Here is a 24,878-nt window from a genome sequence, read left to right as displayed (position 1 = left end):
AATAAATTAAGAGCATCCGTTTGGATGCTCTTTTATCAATCTCAGTCGCAAGTTATTTAGGGGAATGTCCCGGGGGACATTAACAAATTGGGAATACAATTTGTCTTGCTAAAACTTAATCTGCGGAGTAGCTTTTTCTTTCTCATCCACATTGAAGAAAGGTTCTTCTTTGAAACTAAACATGCTTGCAATCAGACTTGATGGAAACATTTGTACAGAGTTATTGTAATCCATAGCAACATCGTTGTAAAATTGCCTTGCATAGCTAATTTTATCCTCTGCTTTTGACAATTCTCCCTGAAGCTCAAGAAAATTTGTATTTGCCTTAAGTTCTGGATATGCTTCTGCTACAGCAAACAATTTTCCAAGAACCTGTGTTAACTTACCATTAGCCTTCATCATATCGCCAGGTGTATTTGAGGAAAGATAGTTAGTTCTGGCTGAGGTTACTTCTTCAAAGGTACTACGTTCATGATTAGCATAGCCTTTTACAATTTCAACTAGGTTAGGGATAAGATCAAATCTTCTTTTTAGTTGTACGTCTATTTGGCTCCATGAATTCCTCACCTTATTACGTTTGATTATGAGGTTATTATAAAGAAAAATCAGTATCAGTACTAGTGCAGATATTATAATTACTGGAATTAACATAAAAATCGCTCCTTTATTCTTTTTTAATTATGACGCATTAGAATGCGCCACCGCCGCCACAACCGCCACCGCCACCGGAACTACCGCCACTAAAGCCACCACCACCACCAGAAGATGATGAATTCTCAGAACTTGCAACGCTTTGTGCTGTGGAAATTGCACCCTCCACGGTATGGATAGTATCATCAAACATTGCACCAAAGCCACTGAAGTAACCATAGCTTGCCCCATACATATAGGTGAGATTATTATTATTATTTAGATCCTCATCGCTGAAAACAATAGGAAGCTGTTTTATAACTTCCTTTGCGACGCCAAGAGAAATGGCGTATACAAGATAGTGTTCCCATAATATAATAGACGGAATTTCAGCTTTATCTAATCTGCTGAAGTCTTTTAAAAAGTTTTTGAAGGACTGCCACATTGCATGCTGCTCATTTCCATATGCTGTTCTTCTTTTTATTAATGTTGAGAAAATCACCATTATAACCCCTTGAATTATGGCAACTACAGCAATTGGAGTAAACAGTAGTAATGTAACAGCTATTCCAATTAATAAATAAGAAAATCCTGTTAATGTTCCAAGTAAGATTCCCTTTTTACAGGTTTGATCAAAAAAATCATTTTTAGCAGCTTCCTCACATGCGAGTGTATTCCATTTATCATAATCAGCCTTAAATTCTAGTGCTTCACTCTTTTCTTTAACATAATCCTTTATTTCATCAAGGGCAACATAATTTCCGTTTCCTATTTTACCTATAAACCAGCTTATCAAAAACTCTTCGTGCGTCTTTAAAGCTATTGAGGGTGCTTTTTCATTTAAGGTAATTACATATTTATCTATCTCCTTACTATTAAAGAAACCCTTTTTAGTAATCTTATTTTGAGAGATTATAAGTTGCTTTTTTCTTGCAAGATCCATAAGGGTAGCCATTACATCTCTAGTATTTACTTTGCCAAAGGACATTAAAACACTCATTTCTGCGGGGGTATAATCACCCGGAAGCTCCCTGTAATACTTGCCATAAAAGTTTGGTTTAATTTCTTTATCATATTTTATATATATATAATAAATTATTGGAAACCATAACAGTATGAGAACTATTGCTAGAGGGTTGCCTACAGATTTACGCTGCATTTGCATTTCAACCTGCTGCTGCACCTCCTTCCTTGATTCCTCTCTTGTTTTATTTGCTTCATCCGCAAGGGTAGCTTCATTTGCCATTATTCTAGGTAGTGCAGTTTCATCTACTACATTACTCGATCCAGGAACAAGATTTATAGGGAATAAAACCAGGGTTTCTATAAAAGTACCCGGTGACACTGTAGGCACAGTAAATTCTACAGTACGGTTATCTAATATGGAAGATTCGCCTATAAGGGGCCCATGAGCAAATATTTTCAACTCCTCTTTTGTAGCTCCAGGTGGAAGTGTTATTTTTATTTTTATGTTATCCAATCTAGTTTTCCACCTAGAGTCAACTATCTTTCTGTTAAACTCTGCAGTGTCCTTATATTTTGTAACAGCATCAATTAACTTGTATTTTATAACAAAGGTTTTTTCTTGATTTTTTGAAACCTCAAAAAGCTTAAGCCTTGCCAAGGTTCCTTCCTCTATAAAGTTATAGGTGCCTGGTTTGCCTGTGGCATCAAGAGAATTACCGGGATTTAGCTGAAGTTCTTTTAAATTATCATTTTCCAGTACATAAACTTTTTTGTCTTTTAAGCCTTTTGTAAAAGAAAAATCAACATCTCTAGTAACTCCATTAAACTTACCGTCGAAATTATAAGTAAGCCGCTCTTCAAAGTTAGCTGAACCGTCCTTATTTACTATTACATTAATAGCATACCTAGATAAATTATATGTTTTAGTTCCCGAAGCATATACTTGTTGTCCAAATGTAGAGAGAGTAAAAAGAACAATTGCCAAAAACATTTTAGTAAAAATTATTGTGAAACCCTTTTTCATAAATTCACCTTCCTATAATCTTATTATATACAATTTATTCAAGGAATTCACTATATTTCATATTTTAACGTCATTTTAAAAGGAAAGTTTAATTATGAATGTAGCTAAAGATTTAAAATCAGTAAATAGAGAATTATGTTTTGAAAAATTTCAATTATTTAATACGTCATGCAAAGTCATTTATGAAAGTGACGATAAGGCTAGTGGATTTTCAGCTATTGAAATAGCTGAAAAATTAAACATACAAAGAACTAATGCCTGCAGTGATTTAAATGCTTTAATTAGAGAAGGAAGAATAGAGAAAATTAAAGGGAAGCCAGTTTTATATACAGTGAATAATTATGAGAAACCGGCTAAACGTGATGAATAATGGTACATTATTAGATTTACCAGACAATGTTGGTATTGAAAGAAATGTTATAGTTGATGGTAATGGTGCATACCCTATAAGTGTAGGACATCTACCAGTAAATAGACAAATACAAAATAAAGAATATTCAGGAATTCTGCTACAGCAAAATTTCTGATATAACGGGTGCTATCACTTCACCATTTTCAAGAGGAACAATGATTGAACTCTGCACACCAATTTAAGGTAATTATGGTATAATTAAATAGGAATTTTCTGTCGTAATACTTGAAAATGATGATTACATAAAGCTTGTAAAACAGTTTGATAGACAAATATAAAGTAATTATAGCTGTAGGAGATGAAGGAATGAATAGTATTTTCAATTTATCTGAATATATGAATAATGGCATTGAAAATGTTGTAAGGGGGATATTAAAGGCATCCTTTAAAAATACAAAAGAAACAGCATTTGTATTAAAATATGTATTATCAAGTAGGGAAGCAAAAAAGAAGAGAGGGAGATTTGAAAGAAAAGGAGAAAATGTTCCTGCATTTTTGATTTCGAGCATAACCAGTAGATGTAACCTGTTTTGTAAAGGTTGCTATGCAAGGGAATTTAACTCCTGTGGAGAAGGAGTACAAAAACAACAGTTGTCTACCGAAAGATGGGAAAGTATTTTTATGGAAGCTAGGGAGATTGGAATTTCTTTTATACTGCTTGCAGGTGGAGAACCTTTAATGAGAAAAGATGTTATAGAAAAAGCAGCAAAGGTGAAAGAGATTATGTTTCCTATATTCACCAATGGTGTAATGCTCCAGGAAGAGTATATAAAGCTATTCCATGAAAATAGAAATCTTGTACCTATACTTAGCATTGAAGGAGATATGGAGCAGACAGATGGTAGGCGAGGGGAAGGAACTTATGAAGTTTTAATGAATGTAATGGACAAACTTAAGGAAAAAGGTATTTTGTTTGGGGCTTCTGCTACGGTGACAACTGAAAATTTCATGACTGTCTCCAGTAAAGCTTTTTTTGACAAGCTATACAATAAAGGCTGTAGGGCATTAGTTTTTGTAGAATACGTGCCCGTGACAAAAGAAACATGGAAGCTTGCACCTACTGAGAATGAGCGCAAAAAATTGGAATGTGAGCAGCACAAACTTAGAAAGCACTATGAAGATGCTATTTTTCTATCCTTTCCTGGTGATGAGAAATACTCAGGGGGATGTCTTGCAGCTGGAAGAGGCTTCTTCCACATTAATGTAGATGGTTCAGCAGAACCCTGTCCTTTCTCACCTTATTCTGATACAAACTTAAAGGAATGTACTTTAAGAGAGGCTCTGAAGTCGCCACTATTTACAAAACTTAATGAAACAGGAATGCTGATTGGAGAACATGCGGGTGGTTGCCTTCTTTTTGAGAAAGAAAAGGAAGTGAAAGAATTAATTAATAGCGGTTAATAAATTTAAAACATATATACGCAAATTTAATAATGAAAAGGAGTGAATTTTTTATGAATATTAATGCAAATGTAAGGTCACTGGTTAATGCTTTCTCAAAAATAGAAGAAGTGGAGGGCATCTTATTAGCTGGATCACACGCAACAAAAACTAATGATAAAGATTCGGATTATGATATATACATTTATACATCTAAGGAAATACCAATATTAAAGAGAAAGGTAATTACTGATAAATATTGTAGTTACATGGAACTAAATAATACCTTTTGGGAAACCGAAGATGATGGATTTCTAAAAGAAGGTAATATCCCAGTAGAAATTATATATAGAGACTTAGATTGGATTGATGGTTTATTAAATAGAAACTTAGTAAAATGTGAAGCAGATGCAGGATATACAACTTGCTTTTGGGCTAACTTCATAAATTCGATTATACTGTATGATAAAAATGGTGATTTAAATAAGCTGAAACAGAAATATGAGATAGGATATCCTTATGAATTAAAGCAAAACATAATAAAAAAGAACTATCCACTACTAAAGCTTCAAATGCCTTCATATTATTATCAAATAGAGAAGGCTTTAAAAAGAAATGATTTTATTAGTGTAAATCATAGAGTAGCAGCATTGTTTGCAAGTTATTTTGATATTATATTTGCAATAAATGAAATGCCGCATCCAGGTGAGAAAAAAATTCTTAAGATCATAAAAGATAATAATTTAAGAGTGCCTACAGATATGGGAATAAACGTTAATAATATTTTAAAGTATTCAGCAGTAAATGATATAACAATATTATTAGAAATAGATTTATTGATTGATAAATTAGATATATTGCTAAAGAATGAGGGGATACCATATGGTAGATAGTTCTTATTAACAACCCCTTCGACGAATCAAGATTGAAAGTGAAATATCATTATTTTGAAACTTCCATAGAGTTGGATTTTAGCTAGCATTTTATAAACTATATTAGTTGAAATAAAATCTGAATTTTGAAAAATAAGAAATATGAATGCAGAGGTGAATGATTTGTCATGTAAATCTAAATATGCTTTGATTATTGTAAGTTTAGTTTTAGTAGGGATTTTTTTTATGTATGGTAGTGTAAATTCTAAGAATAAAAATCCTAAAACTATACTTCCTGAAACTACTGGGGTAGAGACTTTTAGTGGCGTTGTAAAAAATATTGAAACTATTGAAAACATTGTTTTTATAGTTGTCGGTAAAGATAGTAAAGAAACAGTTTATTATACAAGCACAGGTAGGGCTGTTGCAAAGGAAGTTTTAAAGCTCAAGGTTGGTGATAATGTGGATTTAAAATATGCACGTGGAGCTCCCAAAAAATACAAAGAAGTAATTGCAATGCCACTATTAAATATTAAAGTTATAGAATAAATTAATTTTTATTTACTATACACTATAAGACATATGTATGTTTTTTAGACAGTTTTACAAATTTGATTATATACAATCCTTTCGTTTGAATTTATATTGTATCTATAGCAAGTGCATGCAAGTGATTGAAAGTGCATGTACTTGGTTAACTTGGTAAATACAAAATTGACCTAGGCTTATGGCTTATGGCATAATTTTTCAAATGGAGGGGTTTAAAATGAGATTTAATTTTGATCAAACTATTGATGTAGAAAAAATAAATGCTTATATGGTTGGTGCTGGACTTGCATCACTTTCTGCTGCGGTATTTTTAATTAGAGATGGACATGTTCCAGGAAAAAACATTCATATATATGAAGAATTAAACATCACAGGTGGGAGCATGGACGGAAGTGGTGATGCTGAGAATGGTTATGTAATTCGTGGTGGAAGAATGTTTGATAGGGAAGCTTATGCTTGTACTTTTGGAGTAATGGAAAGCATTCCTTCATTAACTGATCCTAAAGTTTCAATACTTGATGAATTTAATGCTTTTAATAAAAAAATTCATACCCATGCAAAAGCTAGATTAATAGATAATGATGCTAAAATAACTGATGTATCAGCTTTGGGACTTGTTCGCGCTGATAGAATGGCATTAATGGATATAATGATTAATTCTGAAGATTCTTTGGGAACAAAAACTATTAGAGAATGTTTCCCAGAACCATTTTTTAAATCAAACTTCTGGCTTCAATGGACTACACTCTTTGCATTTGAAACTTGGCACAGTGCTAAAGAATTAAAGAGATATCTTCATAGATTTATTCAAGAATTACCACGTCTAAGTGATTTATCTGGAATACGTCGTACACCATATAATCAATATGATTCAATGTTATTACCTATGACAAAATGGTTAGAGACGCAAGGGGTTAATTTTGAATTAGATTGCAGAGTAACTGATTTTGAATTTAAACCATCAGATACTGAAACTACGGTTACAGCATTCAAATGTGAAAAAAACGGGAAAGAAACTAGAATAGAAGTGGGTGAGGGAGACCTTGCATTTGCTACTATCGGTTCTTTAACAGCGGGTACTAGCCTTGGTTCAATGACTACACCAGCAAAGATTAACGACAAAAGTGTAGGTGGAGCATGGGATCTTTGGGAGAAAATTGCTAAGGGACGTCCTGAGTTTGGTAAACCTCAAGTCTTTGATGAACGTGTTGAAGAATCAATGTGGCAGTCTTTCACAGTTACTCTTAAAGACCCAACAATGTATAAAAGAATAATAGAATTCTCAGGAAATCAACCAGGAACTGGTGCTCATATGACATTTAGAGATTCTGCATGGCTCATGACAATAGTTGTACACAATCAACCACATTTTCTTAATCAACCTGATAACATACAAACTTTCTGGGGTTATTCTTTGTTCCCATATGCAAAAGGTGATTTCATAAAGAAGAGGATGGTGGATTGTACTGGTGAGGAAATATTAACTGAGGTATTATATCACCTAAACTTTAAAGAGGATATGGAGAAGATTCTTAAAACGTCTATTTGTATACCTTGTATACTACCTTTTACAACAGCACAATTTTTAACTAGAGAAAAGGGCGATAGACCACAAGTTATTCCAGAAGGTTCAACTAATTTAGCATTACTTGGACAGTTTTGTGAAATAGAAGATGATGTAGTATTTACTATGGATTATTCTGTAAGAGGCGCACAAACTGCTGTTTATAAATTCCTAAATCTAAATAAAAGAGTTACACCTATTTATAAAGGACAGCATGATGTTCGTGTACTAATTAATTCTGCCCTTGAAATGATGAAGGATGATAACTTAAGTAAAGAAATAAATGCACTTAAATCTATGATATTGAAATAAGCTAATGACAGTTCAGCTTCGAAGAAGATGAATAGCACCGAAGGTGATAAATAGCACCGAAGGTGATAATTAATGGGACGGTTGTCCATTTTTCTATAAAAAGAAGATTGGACAACCGTCCTCATTAATGTCTAGATAAAGCACCAAGCATGCTGCCTTCAACCACATTTCGCATATTTTCTACCATGATTTGAGGTGAGTCTTTCATGCCGGTTTTAATCCACTGAACGATTATACCTACAAAAGCATGGGTATAAAAATCAGCAATAAACTTTTTGTCCATATCAGGAACATTCATGCCTAAGGATACATCATTAACAATCCCCATAATAAGTTCGCAACTAAAGTCAAAGAAATATCCATTAAAAGCATTTTGACCAGGTGTGTTAAGCGCATTAATATAAAAGGAATTATTATTCATTAGGTAGCACAAGGTTCTATACATACCATCAGTCCAATTTTCATAACGATTGCAGTTAGCGATGCATTCTGTAACTTCAGTGTAATAAATCCAATTCACAAGATCGAATTTATCTTTAAAATGATAATAAAATGTTTGTCTATTAAGCCTACAATTGTCTGCAATATTTTGAATTGAAATCTTTGACAAAGGAACTGTTTTCATTAATTGTTTTAAGGATAAAGCAAGGGCCTTTTCTGTTATTATTGATTCAGACATAATAATCACCTACAAAAACTAGTTTTAATAGTAATTATACACCATAAATATGGATTTTTTGTAGATAGTTCTATAATAGAAAATTAAATTTCACGTGTTTTTTAGACAAACACTCAAAAGTGTGTAAATACAATTAACGTTACTAGGTTTATAATAATAGATAAGATATTTATTATTAACGGGACAAAATGGAGGGAAATTTTATGAGTAAAAAATCAAGCAAAAATGGTATGAACGTATTACTTACGTTAGGTGCAATAGCTGGTGCGGCTGCTGTAGCAACTATTAGTGCAAAGAAGTTTAAAAATAATTCTAAAACAACGATAGATTTATCAGAAAATAGAAATAATGAAGATAGACAAGTTTATTTTATTGGTGGAGGGTTAGCTTCCTTAGCTGGTGCTGCTTATCTTGTACGAGATTGTAACTTTAAAGGAGAAAATATTCATATTATTGAAGGAATGAAAATCTTAGGAGGCAGTAACGATGGTGCAGGAGATGCCATAAATGGTTATGTATGCCGTGGCGGTAGAATGTTAAATGAAGAAACCTATGAGAATTTTTGGGAATTGTTTTCAGGTATACCATCCCTAGATATGCCGGGTAAAAGCGTTAAAGAAGAAATTCTTAATTTTGATCATTTACACCCAACACATGCACAGGCACGGTTAATTGATAAAGATGGAGTAATTCTAGATGTGACTAGTATGGGCTTTAATAATTCCGATCGTATGGCTCTTGGAAAACTTATGATTACTTCAGGAGAAAAATTAGATAATAAGACTATTGAGGAATGGTTTAGTCATACGCCACATTTCTTTGAAACTAATTTTTGGTATATGTGGCAAACAACCTTTGCTTTCCAAAAATGGTCCAGTCTTTTTGAGTTTAAGCGTTACATGGAACGTATGATTTTTGAATTTTCTCGTATTGAAACTTTAGAGGGGGTTACACGTACTCAGTACAATCAATATGAGTCTGTTATTCTTCCATTAAAAGCTTACTTAGATAACTTTGGAGTTGATTTTAGTATAAATGCAACTGTAACTGATTTAGATTTCAAATCAGGAGATGAAATTACAGTAACGGCTATGCATATAGAAGAAAAAGAAGGTGAAAGGGTTATTCAGTTAAACCCTAGAGACGTTTGCATTATGACAAATGGATGCATGACTGACTGCGCAACTCTTGGTGATATGTACACACCTGCAGAATATAATCCAAGCAAACCAATATCTGGTGAACTTTGGGCGAAAATAGCTAAAAAGAAAAGAGGTCTTGGAAATCCAGAACCCTTCTTTGGACATGCAAATGAAACTAATTGGGAAAGCTTTACCGTGACTTGTAAGGGTAATAAATTGTTAAACCTAATTGAAAAATTCTCCACTAATATTCCAGGTAGTGGCGCATTAATGACATTTAAGGATTCTAATTGGTTAATGAGCATAGTTGTTGCAGCTCAACCACACTTTAAAAATCAGCCCATTGATACAACTATGTTCTGGGGCTATAGCATATATACTGATAAAGTTGGTGATTTTGTAAAGAAATCAATGCGTGATTGTACAGGTGAGGAAATGCTAATAGAACTTCTACACCACATGCATATGGAAGACAAGCAAGAGGAAATTATGGACACTATAATTAATGTTATTCCATGTATGATGCCGTATGTAGATGCTCAGTTCCAGCCTCGGAAGATGACTGATCGTCCAAGTGTTGTACCAGAATGCTCAACAAATTTCGCTATGATTAGCCAGTTCGTTGAAATTCCAGAAGATATGGTATTTACAGAAGAATATTCTGTACGCGCAGCAAGAATTGCGATATACACGTTATTTGATGTAAAAGATAAAACTATTTGTCCAGTAACTCCTTATAGAAAGAATACGAGGATATTAAAAGAAGCATTAAAAACTTCATTTAGATAAAAAATTCGGAAATATAAGTAGGGTTGCTTTTGCAAATCTATTTATATTTTTTTGAGCGGGTAAAATTAAGTTCTATCTGTTACATTCTTTATTGAGTCCTTTCAAAATGAATTTTAAGTGTACTTTATTTTATTTCTATGATATAATATCTTTATACAATACAAACAATAATAATTATTAAGAAATATTTATTGGTGTTTATTAAAAAAATTGTCGTTATAACCAATAAAAGTTGAGAATTATTTGTTGAAATAGGAATACTATAATGTTAATGATAACATTTTAATATGGATAAATTTATATAATATGGAGGGATAGCAAATGTCAATTTATGATTTTAAAGCAATTACAATCGATGGTGAAGAAATATCTTTGGAACAATATAGGGGAAAGGTATTGGTTATAGTTAATACAGCAAGTAAGTGTGGATTTACACCACAGTATGAGGGTTTGGAGAAGATTTATGAACAGTACAAGGATAAGGACTTTGAAATACTAGGCTATCCAAGCAATCAATTTGCTGGGCAGGAACCAGGTGAAAGCAATGAAATAAAGAATTTCTGCACAATTAATTATGGAGTGAGTTTTCAATTGTTCGAGAAGGGTGATGTAAGAGGGGAAAATGCCCTTCCGCTTTTTAAATATTTGACAGAGGAAGCAACTTTCAGAGGTTTTGATCTGAATAAGCCTAATGAAAAAAAACTTAATGATATACTCTACAAAAGATTTCCTGAATTCCTAGAAGGGGATTCAGTGAAATGGAATTTTACAAAATTCCTTATTGGTAGAGATGGCAATGTAGTCGGAAGATATGAACCAACAATTGAGCCGGCAGCTATGTCAACAGATATTGAAAAATTATTAGCGGAGAATGATATATCTGAAATTGACAAATCAGAAGTTGACGTAGACAATAAAAAAATTTATACTGGCAAAGATGATGAAGAAGTTTTAAATTGTGAAGGAAAACCTTGCAACTTTGTATATAATGATAAAAATGATTAGTTAGTTAATGACATTTCAGAATGGAATTTAAAAGGATTAGTAATGAGAATTTTACATAAAATTCCTCATTGCTAATCCTTTGATTTACTTAGATAAATCCTTTTTACTTCCATAATAAGAAACATTTATTTTTGTTCCTATATCTACAAGGGTACCGGCCTCGGCATTTTGCATGAATATTTTTTTATTGTTATTTTTGGAATGATTGCCCTTACGGGCTTTGTCATCCATATTTATAGGTGTTTTCTCCCCAAGCTCTAATTGAATGTTATCTAGAATTTCTTTAGCATCATCAAGGGTTTTGCCATTTAATTGTGGGACAGTAACCTGTTCAATTTTTTTTCCTTGGCTTATAACTAAATCTACTTTGCCATCTTTTTCATAGGATGTATTTACCTCAGGTGATTGACTAATAACTAAACCCTGAGCAATACTATCACTATATTCATTTGAAATATTGCCAAGCATAAAGCCATTATTAACTACAGTCTGATTTGCAATATCTTGGGTCCTTCCAATAAGTGAGGGCACAAATTTATTTTCAACAACGGATAGTTGTTCATCTGCCTGTTGTTTTTTATCAACATGCTGTATCTCATCTGACTGTAATTTTTCATTTGCTTTTGGAACTGTAGTTTCGACAATGGGAGCTGGTGTATTAATAGAAGTCCCGTTGGATATAAATTTACCTAAAATGGAAGCAATCACAACTAAAATAATTGAGGCAATAATAATTACTGCCTTTTTATTATTAACGGTCTTCTCATTCCCCGTTATTACTTCGTTATCTTTTTTATTTGCTGCTTTTTCAGCGATGGATGCTCCACTCATAACCGTTGTGAAATTGTCTTTTATATCAGAAAATATTGTTGCACCCATAATATTTGTAGCATCATCTAGGTCATTATTTACCTTAACTTCATAATTAGAATCTTCTTTAATTGCATTTATTATATCTGCCATGTCCTTAGCCGTTTGGTATCTTTTAAAAGGCTCTTTTTGCATTGCCTTCAAAATTACCTGGTTTATATTTTCAGGAATATCTGTAATGATTTCTTTGGGCGCAGTAACGGGTTCATGAATATGCATTATAGCTATGGAAATAGAGCTTTCTGCATTATAAGGTACTTGTCCAGTAATCATTTCATACATTACAATACCTAAGGAATATATGTCTGTTCTACAATCTATAAAATTTCCTTTTGCTTGTTCTGGAGAAAAATAGTGTACGGTACCCATAACTTTACTAGAATTGGTTATGGTTCTTGAATCAGCAACTTTAGCTATTCCAAAATCCATAACCTTAACTATATGATCTTCTGTTATCATGATATTATCCGGTTTTATATCTCTATGAATTACATTGTTAATATGTGCACATTGAAGTGCTTTGGCTATTTGGAGTGAGATATCTAAAGCCTTTTGCGAAGTAAGTCTAACATTTTCATTTATTAATTGCTTTAATGTTATTCCATTAATATATTCCATAACTATAAAATTAATATGGTTTTCTGCACCAACATCATGAATATTCACGATATTTGGATGTGACAATCTTGCGATTGAAGTAGCTTCCCTTTTAAATCTTAAAACAAACTCTTCATCATTACTTAACTCTGCTTTTAATATCTTTACAGCGACAAATCTATTTAACAAGTGGCACTTTGCTTTATAGACAGTTCCCATACCGCCTTCGCCAATTTTCTCTAATAACTCATATCTATTTAAAAGTAATTTTCCTATCATATTTAGCCTCCCATGAAAAACGGCAATGTATTTATTATAACATAGTAGCACTTATGAGACGTTTATCTTTAATTAAACTACTAAGTTTTTAATTGCTTGTTTTGGAAAACCAATGTCCGCATCTGATTTTCAATATAATTTTATCAATAAAAAATGAAAACAGAAGGCTATTTTACTTTTTAAAAGTAAAATAGCCTTCTGTTTTTTATTTTTAAGAGGAAATTTCAATTTCTCCGTTTATTGTATAATCTTTACCGTTAACGCATAAAGTTATTTGTTGCTTATTTTCGCTGGTAATAATAACTTTATGTGTTTTGATATTTATTTTAAGTAATGATTCTCTAAACAAAACATTAAAAGAGAATGAACTCCAATTTTTTGGTATAAAAGGATTTAAAAGAAGCTTTCCATCTTTTACTCTCATCCCAGCAAAGCCTTCAACTACGGACATCCAGGTTCCAGCCATACTAGTAATATGACATCCATCTTTTGTATCGTTATTGTAATTGTCTAAATCTAGTCTTGCAGTTCTAAGATACATTTCATAAGCTTTTTCATGTTTTCCTAATTTTGCAGCAAGGATAGTATGCACACAAGGAGATAAGGATGACTCATGTACTGTTCTTGACTCATAAAATTCAAAATTTCTTCTTATGGTATCTAAATCATATCTATCTTGTAGAAAATATATTCCTTGCAATACATCTGCTTGTTTTATAAAGCAAGATCTAAGAATTCTATCCCAAGACCATTTTTGATTTAATGGTAAATTTTTGCGATCCAAGTCTTTTACAAGAATCTGCTGCTTATCCATATATCCATCTTGTTGCATGAATATCCCTAGCTCTTCATCTACTGGATAATACATATTTTTAATGATATCTTGCCATTTACTAACTTCTGCTTCTTTTAAACCTAATTTATTTACTAACTCTGAATATCTCCCAGGTTCATTATTTTTTAAATGATTAATTACATAAGTAGTATATTCTAGTGTCCAAGCAGCAATTCTATTAGTATACCAGTTATTATTTGAATTATTTTCATATTCATTAGGGCCAGTAACTCCAAGTATTACATATTTTCCTTTGTTTGAAGCAAAACTAACTCTTTCTTCCCAGAATCTTGAGATCTCTACTAATACTTCTAATCCATATTGACCTAAATAACATTTATCTCCAGTATAATTAACATAATTATATATACCATATGCTATAGCACCATTTCTATGAATTTCTTCAAAAGTTATTTCCCATTCATTGTGACACTCTTCTCCATTCATAGTAACCATTGGGTATAGAGCACCTTTTGTAAAACCTAACTTTCTTGCATTTTCTTTAGCTTTTTCCAATTGCTTATATCTATAAAGCAAAAGATTTCTAGATATACTTGGATCAGCAGTACTTAAATAAAATGGTATGCAATATGCTTCTGTATCCCAATAAGTACTTCCACCATATTTTTCTCCTGTAAAACCCTTTGGGCCTATGTTTAATCTATCATCTTCTCCAGAATATGTCTGATTCAATTGAAAAATATTAAATCTAATAGCTTGCTGCGCCGAAACATCTCCTTCAATAACAATATCGCTTTGTTTCCATTTTTCACCCCAAGCTATTGCTTGATCTTTAAGTAATAATTCAAAACCGCTTCCATAAGCTTTATCTAAAATTTTTCTATTAACAGCCAATAATTCTTCTACAGCGTAATCTCTTGAAGTTACATTGCAAACATACTTATACACTACGATTTCTTCATTTTGTTTTACATTTAAATTAACTATATTACCTACAAATTTTTCTGATTCTATAAATTCTGCATTAAAATCTACCTTTTTATCTGCTCGAAAAATATCTAGTTTCATTGAAGAACACACATAAAAATCAAGTTTTTTTGTTTTTACTATTAAAGATGATTGTTCTTTATTGCACTGCTTTGAGATTTCATCCCAAAATTTTTCATCATAATTAGAATCCGCATTTTTTATATCACCATCTAAGTAAGCGGATATACACAATGTACCTTCAAAATTAACTGGTGTAATTGAATATCTAATTGCTCCTATTTCTTTTGCAGCAATACTTACAAATCTCTTTGCATCTACATTTACTTCTTTTCCGCTAGTAAGCTTTGCGGTAAAGCATCTATGTAGATATCCTTCTTTCATATTTAAAATTCTCACAAAATTTTTCACTTCACATTTTGCAAGGTCTAGTGTTTCTCCATCAACACTAACATCTATTCCAATCCAATTGGTAGAATTTAACACCTTTGCAAAATATTCTGGGTATCCATTTTTCCACCAGCCAACTCTTGTTTTATCCGGATAGTAAACTCCTGCCATATAACTTCCCTGAAGAGACTTTCCGCTGTACGTTTCTTCGAAGTTAGCTCTTTGTCCCATATACCCATTTCCTATACTAAAAATTCCTTCAGATACTTCATGATTATCTTGGTTAAAACCTTCCTCTATAATATTCCATTCATCTAATTTTAAATATTGTTTCATATTGAGTCTCCTTTACAATAAATTTAATAGTTTAATAATTTAATTTTTCAAATGTCATTTCTTTCAAAGAAGAAACAACGATATTAGCTTTATTTAAAACAAGTGGATCGCCGATTCCAACACTATACATTCCAGCATTTATTGCGGATTCAATACCCGCCTTGGCATCTTCGAAAACTACACATTCAGAAGGGGATACACCAAGTTCCTTTGCACCCAATAAGAAAACTTCTGGATCGGGCTTTGCATTGCTTGTTTTAGTTCCATCGATTATTGCATCAAAGTGATTAACTAATTTTATATTATTTAATATGGTCATGGCATTTTTACTTGCAGAACCTAGTGCAATTTTAATCCCATTATTCTTTAATTCTTCTAAAAATTCCACTGTACCAGGTAAAATTTCATCAGGGGTCATCTTTAAAATATACTCACGATACCAATTATTCTTTTTCTCTGCAAGAGTCATTTTTTCTGCTTCAGTTAAAGTTAAACCTCCTATATTTAAAAGTATTTTAAGAGATTCCATTCTACTTATACCTTTTAAGCTTTCATTTTGCTCCTTTGTAAAATCAAACCCTAATTCCTTAGCTAGTCTTCTCCATGCTAAATAATGATATTTAGCAGTATCTACAATCACCCCATCTAAATCAAACAAACAAGCCTTAATCTTTGTCATTGCTTTTTACCTCCATTTTTTATTATTAATAAACTTTTAATACTTATATCTAAAAAAGCTATATTATTTATACTAATTCTAATTGCCAAACCATTTGGATACTTTTACTTTCACCTGGCATTATGCTGCTCATACCTCCAAGAATTTCAAGCTCAGTGTAGGCTAGCTTATCATCCACATAAACTTCAACATTACTTCCATGTGGATATACAACTTGTCCTTCATACTGAAATTTCTGCGTAAGTAAGAGGGTTTTGTGTTTATATGCACTGCAATAATATCTTAGTATCGCATCATCAGTTACTACACCTACTTTAAACTTCTCTTCATTGTTACAATTCAATCTTAAAATTTTTCTATCTTCTTTTCTCAAAGAATAAGCATTGTTTGAAGGTATATCAAAATCTTGATAAAATGTTATTCCTCCTATAAATACGTCAGAGTTTAGTTTTATATCTATATATCCAGGAGATAATGCTTGGGTATTACCCCAAACTGCCCATTGTACTGGTTCTTCATTTAAGTTAACTATGGTTTCCTTTATAGTTATATGATTACATTTATCTTCAAATAATATTTCCCTTATAAATTTAAGACCAACAATGTTTGATATAGGACTACTTAATGTAACTACTAATGAATTTTCTAACTTAGCTATGTCGTATTCAAAAACATTTAAATCAATATCAAATATTGGAGGCCATGCCCATTTTGTTTGTGGAGCAGGCCAACCTTTATATCCTCCAAAATTAAGCCAGTTTTCTGGAATATATTCAGCTTTTATATCACCTTTAATTCCTATAAGATTCGCATTTCTATATAACACATTTAAATTTTCTGTTGAAAACTCTAAAATCCTACCACCCTGCTCTGGGACTATAATTACTTTTATTATTCCGTTTTCAAGTATTATCTCTTGTGTGTTTTTACACTTTACTATTGAATAATTTAGCATACTCAAAACCCTTCCGTTTTAGGGGAATAACCCCAAACTTGTATCTATTTCTACTCCATAATGGTCTGACACCACGAAGTCGTTTTTGCCATTAAATATTACTTTAGAATATTTAACATCTACACATTTATTTGTTAAAATTAGATCCAGCCTTAAATCATTTTTATTTAAATCCCATCCATCTATTTTACCTTTTACAGTTATACCACAATCTTTTTCCTTAGAGAGGGTATAAGTATCCTTTATTCCTTTTTTCATTAAATAATCATAGCCTTCATTTGATGCAAAAGCGTTATTATTAAAATCTCCCATAAAGAATGTTAATCTGTCATTTTTCATATTATTAAGTAACTTATCTACTTGCTGACTGAACGGTTCTTCTTCATCTTGCCACCAGCCTAAATGACAAGAGTAGAAATCTATAATTTCGTTATTTATTCTAATTGAAGCTTTTACGACCTTTCTAGTTTTCCAAAAATCCAAGTCCTTGCTGTTGCTTATGAAAAATGAGTAAGAATCTTCTTCTATTATTTTATGTTTAGTTATAATACTTACCCCTTCTTCATATATTCCATAACCTATATGAGAAAAATCCCACAGCATTGAGTATTCTTTGCATCCTAAGTTCTCTAATTCTTTTAATAAAACTAAAGCAAAATTATCTTGTTTTATGTTATTAAAGGCTATATTTTCCTTTATAGATTGATTTACTTCTTGCAGGGCAATTACATCAAAATTTTTTTCTTTTATAGTATTTGCAATAATGCTCATCTTTTCTTTTGGGCTTTCTTCCATCCAAGAATGACAATTTAAAGTTAATAATTTCATTTTAGACTCCTAATATATCTATAATATCCGATTTTAAAACATCTGCCTTTGGTCCATATATAGCCTGTATCCCTTTACCTTTAATTATTAAGGCTAAAGCCTTATTTTTTTTCCATTCATTTTCTTCGGCAACTAATAAATTATCTTTTACTGTTACACGAAGACGGGTCATACATGCGTCCACATCTACAATATTTTCGTTCCCTCCAAGTAATTCAATAATGGTTGCGGCTTGACTTCCTTTTTTACTAGCCTCAACTTTTTGATTTACAGTAGAATCAATTGAATTTTCCTCCATATCAATTTCATTTCCGTTACGGCCTGGAGTTGCTATATTAAATTTCTTGATCATAAATTTAGATACAACATAATTTATGCAGAAAAATACGACGGTCACCAGTACATATCTTATAAGATCACCTATAATCCCTGCTTTTACAATCATCGGTATACGTGCTACAAGCTCTATAACACCAAAACTGTGAACTCGCAGATTAAATATGTCCGCACACATAAATGCAAAGCCTTGCATAACTGCATAAGTACCATATAATATTGGTGAAACAAACATAAACATGAATTCTAATGGTTCAGTAACACCTGTTAAGAAAACTGCAATGGCTGCTGAAAAAAATACTGATTTATATTTTGATCGTTTTTCATTTGGTACACTTTTATACATAGCAAGTGCAACACCCATTAAGGAGCCAGCTCCGCCAATCATTTGGCCAACTTTAAAACGTGCTGGATGAATTGTTGCAAGTAAGTTATTATATGCACTCATATCTCCAGCGGCTTTTAAGTTACCTAAGTCAGTAACCCATGCAAGCCAAAGCGGATCTTGTCCAAGTATAAGACTGCCTGCATTAGCTCCAGTTAATACTTTATATGCTCCACCAAGATCTGTATAATTTATTGGTATTGTAATCATATGATGAAGTCCAAAAGGTAGTAATAGACGCTCAAGCGTACCATATATAAAGGGTGAAATAAATGGTGCAGTATTTTGTGATGTTGCAATCCATTTGCCAAATCCATTTATAACTGATTGAGCAAATGGCCAAACTATAACAAATAAAAGTGCAACAACGCTGGAGCCTGCGATAACAACGAATGGTACAAATCGTTTACCATTAAAGAATGCAAGTGCATTTGGTAATTTATTATAGTTATAATACTTATTAAATAAAACTGCTCCAAGAAAACCTGATATAATACCAACAAATACTCCCATATTCAATGCTGGGGATCCAAGAACAGAAATAAAGTAATCTTTAACCAAAAGGTGCTGACCTGTTAAGGAAGTTACTGTTGCATGAGCATCCGTGAGCATCTCATTGGTAATATTAAATACATTACCAGTAATTTTATTTATTAAAATATATGCAATGAGTGCTGCAAATGCTCCACCAGCACGCTCTTTAGCCCAAGAACCACCGATAGCTACAGCAAATAATAGCCCTAAATTAACTATTAGCCCCCATCCTATACCTCCCACAACTTGCGATAACGTTTGCACAAATGAAGAATTAGGTGCTGCTATTCCTATAACTGATCCTAATGAAATCATTAGTCCACCTGCTGGCATAACTGCGACCACCACTAATAATGCCTTACCAAATTTTTGCCAAAAATCGAATGAAATTATTTTTGATTTGTTCTTAACCATAGTCCAATTACCTCCAATATTGATTTAATGAATATGTATTTATAAAAATTTCAATACGCAATTGTATTTTTATATTAAACATGTGCAAACGTTTGCGTTCTTTATTAAAGTATATTTCATAGTGAAAATATTGTCAATGAAATATTAAAATAAATTTCTAAATAAAATTGTACCCATGTTTGAACTGTACACCATGTTTCATCCAATAAATATTTTTCAATCAAGTCATTTGCAAGAATGTTGTTGAAATTTTAGGATATAATATATAAATAATCACTTATATGTGGAATAGACATATTATAATAATTAGAACACATATTGACAATTGGAATAGGTTGGAATACAATAGTTTTAAATTAAAAACTGTGAAGAGGAAAAGTAAATAGTATACTGTTCAAAGAGAGAGAAACTCACCGGCTGAAAAGTTTCTTGAATAAGCAATATTGAAAACCACCTCTGAGTTGATTACTGAACTTAAGTAGGTAATTCCGCAAACCGGCGTTAGTGGTATTGAGTGACAGAGGTGAGTTTAAACTAAGCCTTCTGTAATTTGGGTGGAATCGCGATAAAACTCGTCCCTTATTTTGGGACGGGTTTATTATTTTTTGAAGGAGGAATATTTATGTTAAAGGTTGTAATAAAAGATGGAAGTGTAATAAATTCTAATGAAGAAGAAGGAAAAAGGGCGCTTAGACACACCACATCCCATATACTCGCTCAGGCAGTAAAGAGATTGTATCCAAATGCTAAATTGGCTATAGGTCCTGCAATAGATAATGGGTTTTATTATGACTTTGATGTGGAAGAACCCTTTACTATGGATATACTCCAAAAAATTGAAGAAGAAATGAGAAAAATAGTTAAGGAAGACTTAAGACTCGAGAGATCAGTTATTTCTCGAGAAGAAGCTTTAAAACTTATGAAGGATAAGGGCGAGATTTATAAAATAGAACTCATTAATGATTTGCCAGAGTATGAAGAACTAGTTTTCTTTAAGCAAGGAGATTTTATAGAACTCTGTGCAGGGCCTCATGTACTATCAACTTCAAAGGTAAAAGCTTTCAAATTATTATCAGTTGCAGGCGCTTACTGGAGGGGTAGTGAAAAAAATAAAATGCTTCAAAGAATATATGGAACGGCATTTGCAAGGAAAAGTGAACTTGATGAATATTTGAATATGCTTGAAGAAGCGAAGAAAAGGGATCATAGAAAACTTGGGAAAGAGCTAAAATTATTTGCTTTAATGGATGAGGGACCAGGATTTCCATTCTTTCTCCCTAATGGTGTAGTTTTAAAAAACAAATTAATTGAGTACTGGAGAGAAATTCATAAGAAGGCAGGTTATGTTGAGATAGAAACTCCTATGGTGTTAAACAAAGAACTTTGGGAAACATCTGGGCATTGGTCTCACTATAAAGAGAACATGTATACAGTCAATATAGATGAAGAAGAATTCGCTATAAAACCAATGAACTGCCCGGGAGGAATGCTTGTATATAAATCAGAAACTCACTCTTACAGGGATCTACCAATAAGAGCGGGAGAACTAGGGAAAGTGCACAGACATGAACTATCTGGAGCTTTGCACGGACTTATGAGAGTTAGAGCATTTACACAGGATGATGCTCACATATTCATGTTACCAGAGCAGATAAAAGAAGAAATAAAGGGCGTAGTTAAACTTATAAATGAGGTTTATGGAAGGTTAGGGTTTAAATATAGAGTAGAACTTTCAACAAGACCAGAAAATTCTATGGGAAGTGATGAAGAGTGGCAATTAGCAGAAAGCTCACTTCAGGGCGCTCTCACGGAAATGAACATGGACTTTAAGATAAACGAAGGAGACGGGGCATTCTACGGACCTAAAATTGACTTTCACTTGCAAGATAGCATAGGACGGGAATGGCAATGTGGAACTATACAACTAGATTTACAGCTACCACAAAGATTTGACCTTCAATATATTGGCAGTGATGGAGAAAAGCACAGACCAATTGTTATACACAGAGTAATTTTTGGTAGTATAGAAAGATTTATTGGCATTTTGATAGAACATTTTGCAGGCAAGTTCCCAACATGGATATCACCTGTTCAAGTTAAAGTACTGCCTATATCGGAGCAGTATAATGATTATGCAAAAGATGTAGTAAATAAACTGGAAGAAAATAATATCAGAGTTAGTTTAGATGGTAGAGCAGAAAAAATAGGATATAAAATTAGAGATGCTCGAAACGAGAGGTTGCCATATATTATTGTTATTGGTGAAAAAGAAGAAAACTCAGCGAGTATATCCCTTAGAAGTAGAAAGAATGGTGATGAGGGCAATTGCTTACTTGAGGACTTTATTTCAAGAATCATACAGGAAATCGATAGTAAAAGGCTAGATGATTAATTGTAAAAAACATGAAATTTAATTGTGCCATTTCGCTTATGTTATGAATAAGTTATTCTACTGTAAATGTTAAAAATCCTGCTAATAAAATAAATTAGCAGGATTTTTTCTAACATTTATTAATTTTCAGTTTTTAAATTTCTCATATATATTCTAAAAACAAGCTCTTCTAAAAAGTTGAACACACTTGTGGTTATCAAGTATATCCCCACTGCAATTGGAGCTGCTTTAGCAACAAATAAACCAGCTACTGCCATTATTATGATATTACTCTTGCTCATTGTAGCCTGGCCTTTAATTTCTAAAAAAGTTACATATGAAAGCAGGCTTGGGGTTAAGGATACAAGCATATATATCAGTGGAACGATAAAATAACTGTCTGAGATCTTAATACTAGACACCCAAGGTATAAGATATGTACCTACGCTCACAGGGATTTTATTAAATACACTCCACATAGTCATTAATATAGGCAGTTGGAGTAGTGTTACTAAGCACCCCATCATACTTTTTGCACTTTGGACAGATTGTTTTTTAACTTCTGCTTCAAGTTTTTCTTTGTTATCTTTATATTTTTCCTTAAGTTCTTTCATTTTTATAGCAAACCTTTGCTGCTGTTGCATGGATTTTTTTTGTTTGAAAGACATTGGTGAAAGTACTAATCTTACACTTATCGTAAGTAAAACTATTGCTAGGCCCCAATCCCCAGTGAAATTAAAAATTGAATTTAATAAACTACTTAAAAAATTAAAAATGATGTTCATATTTATCCTCCTTCGAATAATTTTGGCTAAAACATCATTTCAATTTTAAAACGATCTGTATATATCCACATACCATATTTCTCATAAATAATATAATCTTCTGGAAGTATTTTCTTTATAAATCCGAGCCACTGAATTAAAATATTTCTTGCAACATTTTCTTCAGTTTTATACTTAAGATTTTTATAGGAGTATACAGTATAAGAGACTATGCTAGCAAAACATATAACTAAAAACATTAACTGAATTAAATTTATTAAGTCATAATTCAACTTACACACCTCCTCACTTGCTATTTTTAAACATTATAACATATATTATGGACAATATTACATTTGTAAAAAACAATAGGATCTTTTCATGAATATTTCTATTTCCTGTAAGTCAATTTTGTCTTTGCCCCCAACCTCTTTGCAAAGTAATATATGATATTTCCAAAAAAACATTTATACAAGGGAAGGGGGATTTTTGTTGCATATGCAACATCAACTTGTCCAGTCTCTTTCCAATACTTATTGTCATAAAACTCATCCTCAGTTCCAGCATGGCTCATCCCACGAAAAATATTATAAACCAATAAATTCACAAATGTTGGAGAATATAACTTCCCACTATCAACGTCCTTGTAGAATTTCTCAGCAACTCTTTCGCATCTTTTAGTCACTTTTTGTGGAGGTTCATACTCTCCGTAACTATTCGATATAACTGGAAGTTCATATCCACGATTAAATCCCCAACACATAAATGTTTCTCTTAAGTATTTGGTACAGCTTTTAGCGCCATTTCCACCTGCAGTGGATACCGCGAGCATCTTCTTTCTGAAAAAGCTTGGTCTATGAGTTTTAAAAGCCAAATGATCTATAAAATTCTTCATCAATGCGCTCACATGATTGCTATAGCAAGGACTCGTAATAATTGTCGCATCATTTTCTTCAATTTTATCAATAAGTTTCTGCACTTCGAAGTGATGAGGGCAACTTTTATTTCCTCTAATAAAGCATGAACTACATCCAGTACAAAAGGGGAGTCCCATTTCTTTTAAATGTACCTCGTCAAAATCTATATTTCTATCTGAAAGTTCTTGCATATGTTTTTTTACTATTTCCACAAGTGCCCAGGTATTTCCTTTATGTGCACTCCCATTGATAATTAGTATTTTCAATTAAATCATCTCCTTCGGAGCTGAAAGATTAACGACTTCAGAAGGGGATTTATACTCCCACTGAAGTCGTTAATCTTTGTTATAGTATGGAACTCCCACTTATATAAGTGGGGGACTTCCCTTCTGAAATGTCGTTAACATCACCACCTATCTAAAGGCTTATTTATAATAGTATAGTATATCTTGTGATTTTTTCCCACACAACCAAAAGTATGCTTCCAATTAGGTAGCATACAATATCTTTTATATCAAATGAAGTTCCGATAATTGTTGAAATCATTTTATTGTTTTGTAAATGTAGCAAATCTACAATATGATAATATTGACCCAATTCTACGGCTGAAGCAAAAAAGAACAGGTAAATAGGCAAAAACTTTATTGGTTTTTGTATAAACCCTCTTATGAAGCTGTACATTAAAATAACTACCAGAATATCTCCAATGTATGGTCGAATAATGGTGTCATTTATAAAAAGTGCAATAATTGTTTCAGTTATCAATAAAATAATAAAACTCAATATATACTTAATGTTTATTTTCATAAAGACCCTCTACTTTCACTCATTTACTTTAAAATAAACAGAAATACTTAAAGTGGTTTTACTCTAAGTCATTCCAATATTACGTTCATTCCTTGTTGCAAACGGCTTATATTTTCCATGATATTATATATTTATACAATACAATTGAATAACTAGTACCTTTATTATATCGTAAAGCAAACAAATTACCATCATTTTGAATTTATTTTAATTTTAACGACTTTCAGAAGTCAAGTCTCCCATTACCATAAATTGAAGTTATATACATTAACAAAGAGAAAACTTCAGTGACAGTATAAATATCCTTCT

Annotated in this window: 21 protein-coding genes, 1 pseudogene and 1 other annotated feature; of the genes and pseudogenes, 9 read left to right on the top strand and 13 right to left on the bottom strand. The window is 32.1% G+C overall.

The window, feature by feature from the left end; genetic code table 11:
- Positions 1 to 108 precede the first annotated feature (108 nt).
- Both KTC94_RS05100 and KTC94_RS05095 read right to left on the bottom strand, forming a co-directional pair.
- The gene (locus KTC94_RS05100; RefSeq protein WP_220320042.1) at positions 109 to 651 is read right to left on the bottom strand and encodes a LemA family protein; all 543 of its coding nucleotides are present in this window, start codon (positions 649 to 651) and stop codon (positions 109 to 111) included.
- Positions 652 to 688: 37 nt separating this feature from the next.
- A complete protein-coding gene (locus KTC94_RS05095) occupies positions 689 to 2,620 on the bottom strand; it encodes a DUF2207 domain-containing protein (protein ID WP_220320043.1) in 1,932 nt (643 codons plus the stop codon).
- 94 nt (positions 2,621 to 2,714) lie between these two features.
- Here KTC94_RS05095 and KTC94_RS05090 point away from each other — a divergent pair, with 94 nt between their 5' ends.
- The 6 genes from KTC94_RS05090 to KTC94_RS05065 all read left to right on the top strand — a co-directional run bounded on the left by KTC94_RS05090 (position 2,715) and on the right by KTC94_RS05065 (position 7,709).
- A complete protein-coding gene (locus KTC94_RS05090; RefSeq protein WP_220320044.1) occupies positions 2,715 to 2,990 on the top strand; it encodes a hypothetical protein in 276 nt (91 codons plus the stop codon).
- Positions 2,983 to 3,147, top strand: coding sequence for a hypothetical protein (locus KTC94_RS05085; protein WP_220287085.1), 165 nt, complete (start codon positions 2,983 to 2,985; stop codon positions 3,145 to 3,147). Before KTC94_RS05090 ends, KTC94_RS05085 begins: the two co-directional genes overlap by 8 nt.
- A 191-nt stretch (positions 3,148 to 3,338) precedes the next feature.
- Positions 3,339 to 4,433, top strand: a complete 1,095-nt coding sequence (locus KTC94_RS05080) for a radical SAM protein (RefSeq protein ID WP_220320045.1) — start codon at positions 3,339 to 3,341, stop codon at positions 4,431 to 4,433.
- Positions 4,434 to 4,486: 53 nt separating this feature from the next.
- A complete protein-coding gene (locus KTC94_RS05075; protein WP_220287087.1) occupies positions 4,487 to 5,305 on the top strand; it encodes a DUF4037 domain-containing protein in 819 nt (272 codons plus the stop codon).
- A gap of 162 nt (positions 5,306 to 5,467) precedes the next feature.
- Positions 5,468 to 5,833, top strand: coding sequence for a hypothetical protein (locus tag KTC94_RS05070; RefSeq protein WP_220287089.1), 366 nt, complete (start codon positions 5,468 to 5,470; stop codon positions 5,831 to 5,833).
- 217 nt (positions 5,834 to 6,050) lie between these two features.
- Positions 6,051 to 7,709, top strand: a complete 1,659-nt coding sequence (locus KTC94_RS05065) for an oleate hydratase (RefSeq protein ID WP_216302953.1) — start codon at positions 6,051 to 6,053, stop codon at positions 7,707 to 7,709.
- Between the two features lie 124 nt (positions 7,710 to 7,833).
- Here KTC94_RS05065 and dhaS read toward each other — a convergent pair whose 3' ends face one another.
- Positions 7,834 to 8,388: a dihydroxyacetone kinase transcriptional activator DhaS gene (dhaS, locus tag KTC94_RS05060; RefSeq protein WP_220320046.1), complete on the bottom strand. Its 555-nt coding sequence runs from the start codon at positions 8,386 to 8,388 to the stop codon at positions 7,834 to 7,836.
- A 203-nt stretch (positions 8,389 to 8,591) separates the two neighbouring features.
- Here dhaS and KTC94_RS05055 point away from each other — a divergent pair, with 203 nt between their 5' ends.
- Complete coding sequence (locus tag KTC94_RS05055) at positions 8,592 to 10,319, top strand: oleate hydratase (protein WP_216302955.1); 1,728 nt, start codon at positions 8,592 to 8,594, stop codon at positions 10,317 to 10,319.
- A gap of 321 nt (positions 10,320 to 10,640) precedes the next feature.
- Positions 10,641 to 11,183 (top strand): annotated as a pseudogene (locus KTC94_RS05050) (glutathione peroxidase); the annotation flags it as partial.
- Positions 11,184 to 11,408: 225 nt separating this feature from the next.
- Here KTC94_RS05050 and pknB read toward each other — a convergent pair.
- The 6 genes from pknB to KTC94_RS05020 all read right to left on the bottom strand — a co-directional run bounded on the left by pknB (position 11,409) and on the right by KTC94_RS05020 (position 19,710).
- On the bottom strand, positions 11,409 to 13,070 hold the full coding sequence (pknB, locus tag KTC94_RS05045; RefSeq protein ID WP_220320047.1) for a Stk1 family PASTA domain-containing Ser/Thr kinase: 1,662 nt from the start codon (positions 13,068 to 13,070) through the stop codon (positions 11,409 to 11,411).
- Between the two features lie 211 nt (positions 13,071 to 13,281).
- The gene (locus KTC94_RS05040) at positions 13,282 to 15,579 is read right to left on the bottom strand and encodes a glycoside hydrolase family 65 protein (RefSeq protein ID WP_220320048.1); all 2,298 of its coding nucleotides are present in this window, start codon (positions 15,577 to 15,579) and stop codon (positions 13,282 to 13,284) included.
- 31 nt (positions 15,580 to 15,610) lie between these two features.
- Positions 15,611 to 16,258: a beta-phosphoglucomutase gene (gene pgmB, locus KTC94_RS05035; protein WP_216302959.1), complete on the bottom strand. Its 648-nt coding sequence runs from the start codon at positions 16,256 to 16,258 to the stop codon at positions 15,611 to 15,613.
- 67 nt (positions 16,259 to 16,325) lie between these two features.
- Positions 16,326 to 17,213 (bottom strand): DUF4380 domain-containing protein, encoded by an 888-nt coding sequence (locus KTC94_RS05030; protein ID WP_216302960.1) that lies wholly within the window; start codon positions 17,211 to 17,213, stop codon positions 16,326 to 16,328.
- 18 nt (positions 17,214 to 17,231) lie between these two features.
- Complete coding sequence (locus tag KTC94_RS05025) at positions 17,232 to 18,041, bottom strand: endonuclease/exonuclease/phosphatase family protein (RefSeq protein WP_220287099.1); 810 nt, start codon at positions 18,039 to 18,041, stop codon at positions 17,232 to 17,234.
- Between the two features lies 1 nt (position 18,042).
- Complete coding sequence (locus tag KTC94_RS05020; protein ID WP_220320049.1) at positions 18,043 to 19,710, bottom strand: PTS transporter subunit IIBC; 1,668 nt, start codon at positions 19,708 to 19,710, stop codon at positions 18,043 to 18,045.
- 356 nt (positions 19,711 to 20,066) lie between these two features.
- Positions 20,067 to 20,293: a binding site (T-box leader), on the top strand.
- Positions 20,294 to 20,332: 39 nt separating this feature from the next.
- Between KTC94_RS05020 and thrS the strand changes: the two genes are divergently transcribed.
- Positions 20,333 to 22,102 carry a threonine--tRNA ligase gene (thrS, locus tag KTC94_RS05015; RefSeq protein ID WP_220287103.1) on the top strand — a complete coding sequence of 590 codons (1,770 nt, stop codon included), beginning with the start codon at positions 20,333 to 20,335 and terminating at the stop codon, positions 22,100 to 22,102.
- A 119-nt stretch (positions 22,103 to 22,221) separates the two neighbouring features.
- Here thrS and KTC94_RS05010 read toward each other — a convergent pair whose 3' ends face one another.
- From KTC94_RS05010 to KTC94_RS04995, 4 genes are all read right to left on the bottom strand, one after another.
- Positions 22,222 to 22,866: a membrane protein insertase YidC gene (locus KTC94_RS05010; RefSeq protein WP_220287105.1), complete on the bottom strand. Its 645-nt coding sequence runs from the start codon at positions 22,864 to 22,866 to the stop codon at positions 22,222 to 22,224.
- 26 nt (positions 22,867 to 22,892) lie between these two features.
- Positions 22,893 to 23,138: a hypothetical protein gene (locus KTC94_RS05005; protein ID WP_216302965.1), complete on the bottom strand. Its 246-nt coding sequence runs from the start codon at positions 23,136 to 23,138 to the stop codon at positions 22,893 to 22,895.
- Between the two features lie 98 nt (positions 23,139 to 23,236).
- A complete protein-coding gene (locus KTC94_RS05000; protein ID WP_220320050.1) occupies positions 23,237 to 24,028 on the bottom strand; it encodes an NAD(P)H-dependent oxidoreductase in 792 nt (263 codons plus the stop codon).
- Positions 24,029 to 24,191: 163 nt separating this feature from the next.
- Positions 24,192 to 24,569, bottom strand: coding sequence for a DUF2809 domain-containing protein (locus tag KTC94_RS04995; protein WP_220320051.1), 378 nt, complete (start codon positions 24,567 to 24,569; stop codon positions 24,192 to 24,194).
- Positions 24,570 to 24,878: the final 309 nt, after the last annotated feature.

It is taken from the genome of Clostridium sp. CM028 (assembly GCF_030585565.1).
GTDB lineage: Bacteria > Bacillota > Clostridia > Clostridiales > Clostridiaceae > Clostridium_AD > Clostridium_AD estertheticum_B.
The sequence above is the reverse complement of the archived record's forward strand: the minus strand, read 5'-3'. Positions and strand labels throughout refer to the sequence as shown.

What these genes read in the sequence shown, in the direction of transcription:
- KTC94_RS05010 (WP_220287105.1), bottom strand. Translation starts at nt 22,866, where the DNA reads ATGAACATCATTTTTAATTTTTTAAGTAGTTTATTAAATTCAATTTTT.
- KTC94_RS05100 (WP_220320042.1), bottom strand. Translation starts at nt 651, where the DNA reads ATGTTAATTCCAGTAATTATAATATCTGCACTAGTACTGATACTGATT.
- dhaS (WP_220320046.1), bottom strand. Translation starts at nt 8,388, where the DNA reads ATGTCTGAATCAATAATAACAGAAAAGGCCCTTGCTTTATCCTTAAAA.
- KTC94_RS05055 (WP_216302955.1), top strand. Translation starts at nt 8,592, where the DNA reads ATGAGTAAAAAATCAAGCAAAAATGGTATGAACGTATTACTTACGTTA.
- KTC94_RS05030 (WP_216302960.1), bottom strand. Translation starts at nt 17,213, where the DNA reads ATGCTAAATTATTCAATAGTAAAGTGTAAAAACACACAAGAGATAATA.
- KTC94_RS05080 (WP_220320045.1), top strand. Translation starts at nt 3,339, where the DNA reads ATGAATAGTATTTTCAATTTATCTGAATATATGAATAATGGCATTGAA.
- KTC94_RS05085 (WP_220287085.1), top strand. Translation starts at nt 2,983, where the DNA reads ATGAATAATGGTACATTATTAGATTTACCAGACAATGTTGGTATTGAA.
- KTC94_RS05065 (WP_216302953.1), top strand. Translation starts at nt 6,051, where the DNA reads ATGAGATTTAATTTTGATCAAACTATTGATGTAGAAAAAATAAATGCT.
- KTC94_RS05020 (WP_220320049.1), bottom strand. Translation starts at nt 19,710, where the DNA reads ATGGTTAAGAACAAATCAAAAATAATTTCATTCGATTTTTGGCAAAAA.
- KTC94_RS05075 (WP_220287087.1), top strand. Translation starts at nt 4,487, where the DNA reads ATGAATATTAATGCAAATGTAAGGTCACTGGTTAATGCTTTCTCAAAA.
- KTC94_RS05095 (WP_220320043.1), bottom strand. Translation starts at nt 2,620, where the DNA reads ATGAAAAAGGGTTTCACAATAATTTTTACTAAAATGTTTTTGGCAATT.
- thrS (WP_220287103.1), top strand. Translation starts at nt 20,333, where the DNA reads ATGTTAAAGGTTGTAATAAAAGATGGAAGTGTAATAAATTCTAATGAA.
- KTC94_RS05025 (WP_220287099.1), bottom strand. Translation starts at nt 18,041, where the DNA reads ATGAAATTATTAACTTTAAATTGTCATTCTTGGATGGAAGAAAGCCCA.
- pknB (WP_220320047.1), bottom strand. Translation starts at nt 13,070, where the DNA reads ATGATAGGAAAATTACTTTTAAATAGATATGAGTTATTAGAGAAAATT.
- pgmB (WP_216302959.1), bottom strand. Translation starts at nt 16,258, where the DNA reads ATGACAAAGATTAAGGCTTGTTTGTTTGATTTAGATGGGGTGATTGTA.
- KTC94_RS04995 (WP_220320051.1), bottom strand. Translation starts at nt 24,569, where the DNA reads ATGAAAATAAACATTAAGTATATATTGAGTTTTATTATTTTATTGATA.
- KTC94_RS05090 (WP_220320044.1), top strand. Translation starts at nt 2,715, where the DNA reads ATGAATGTAGCTAAAGATTTAAAATCAGTAAATAGAGAATTATGTTTT.
- KTC94_RS05040 (WP_220320048.1), bottom strand. Translation starts at nt 15,579, where the DNA reads ATGAAACAATATTTAAAATTAGATGAATGGAATATTATAGAGGAAGGT.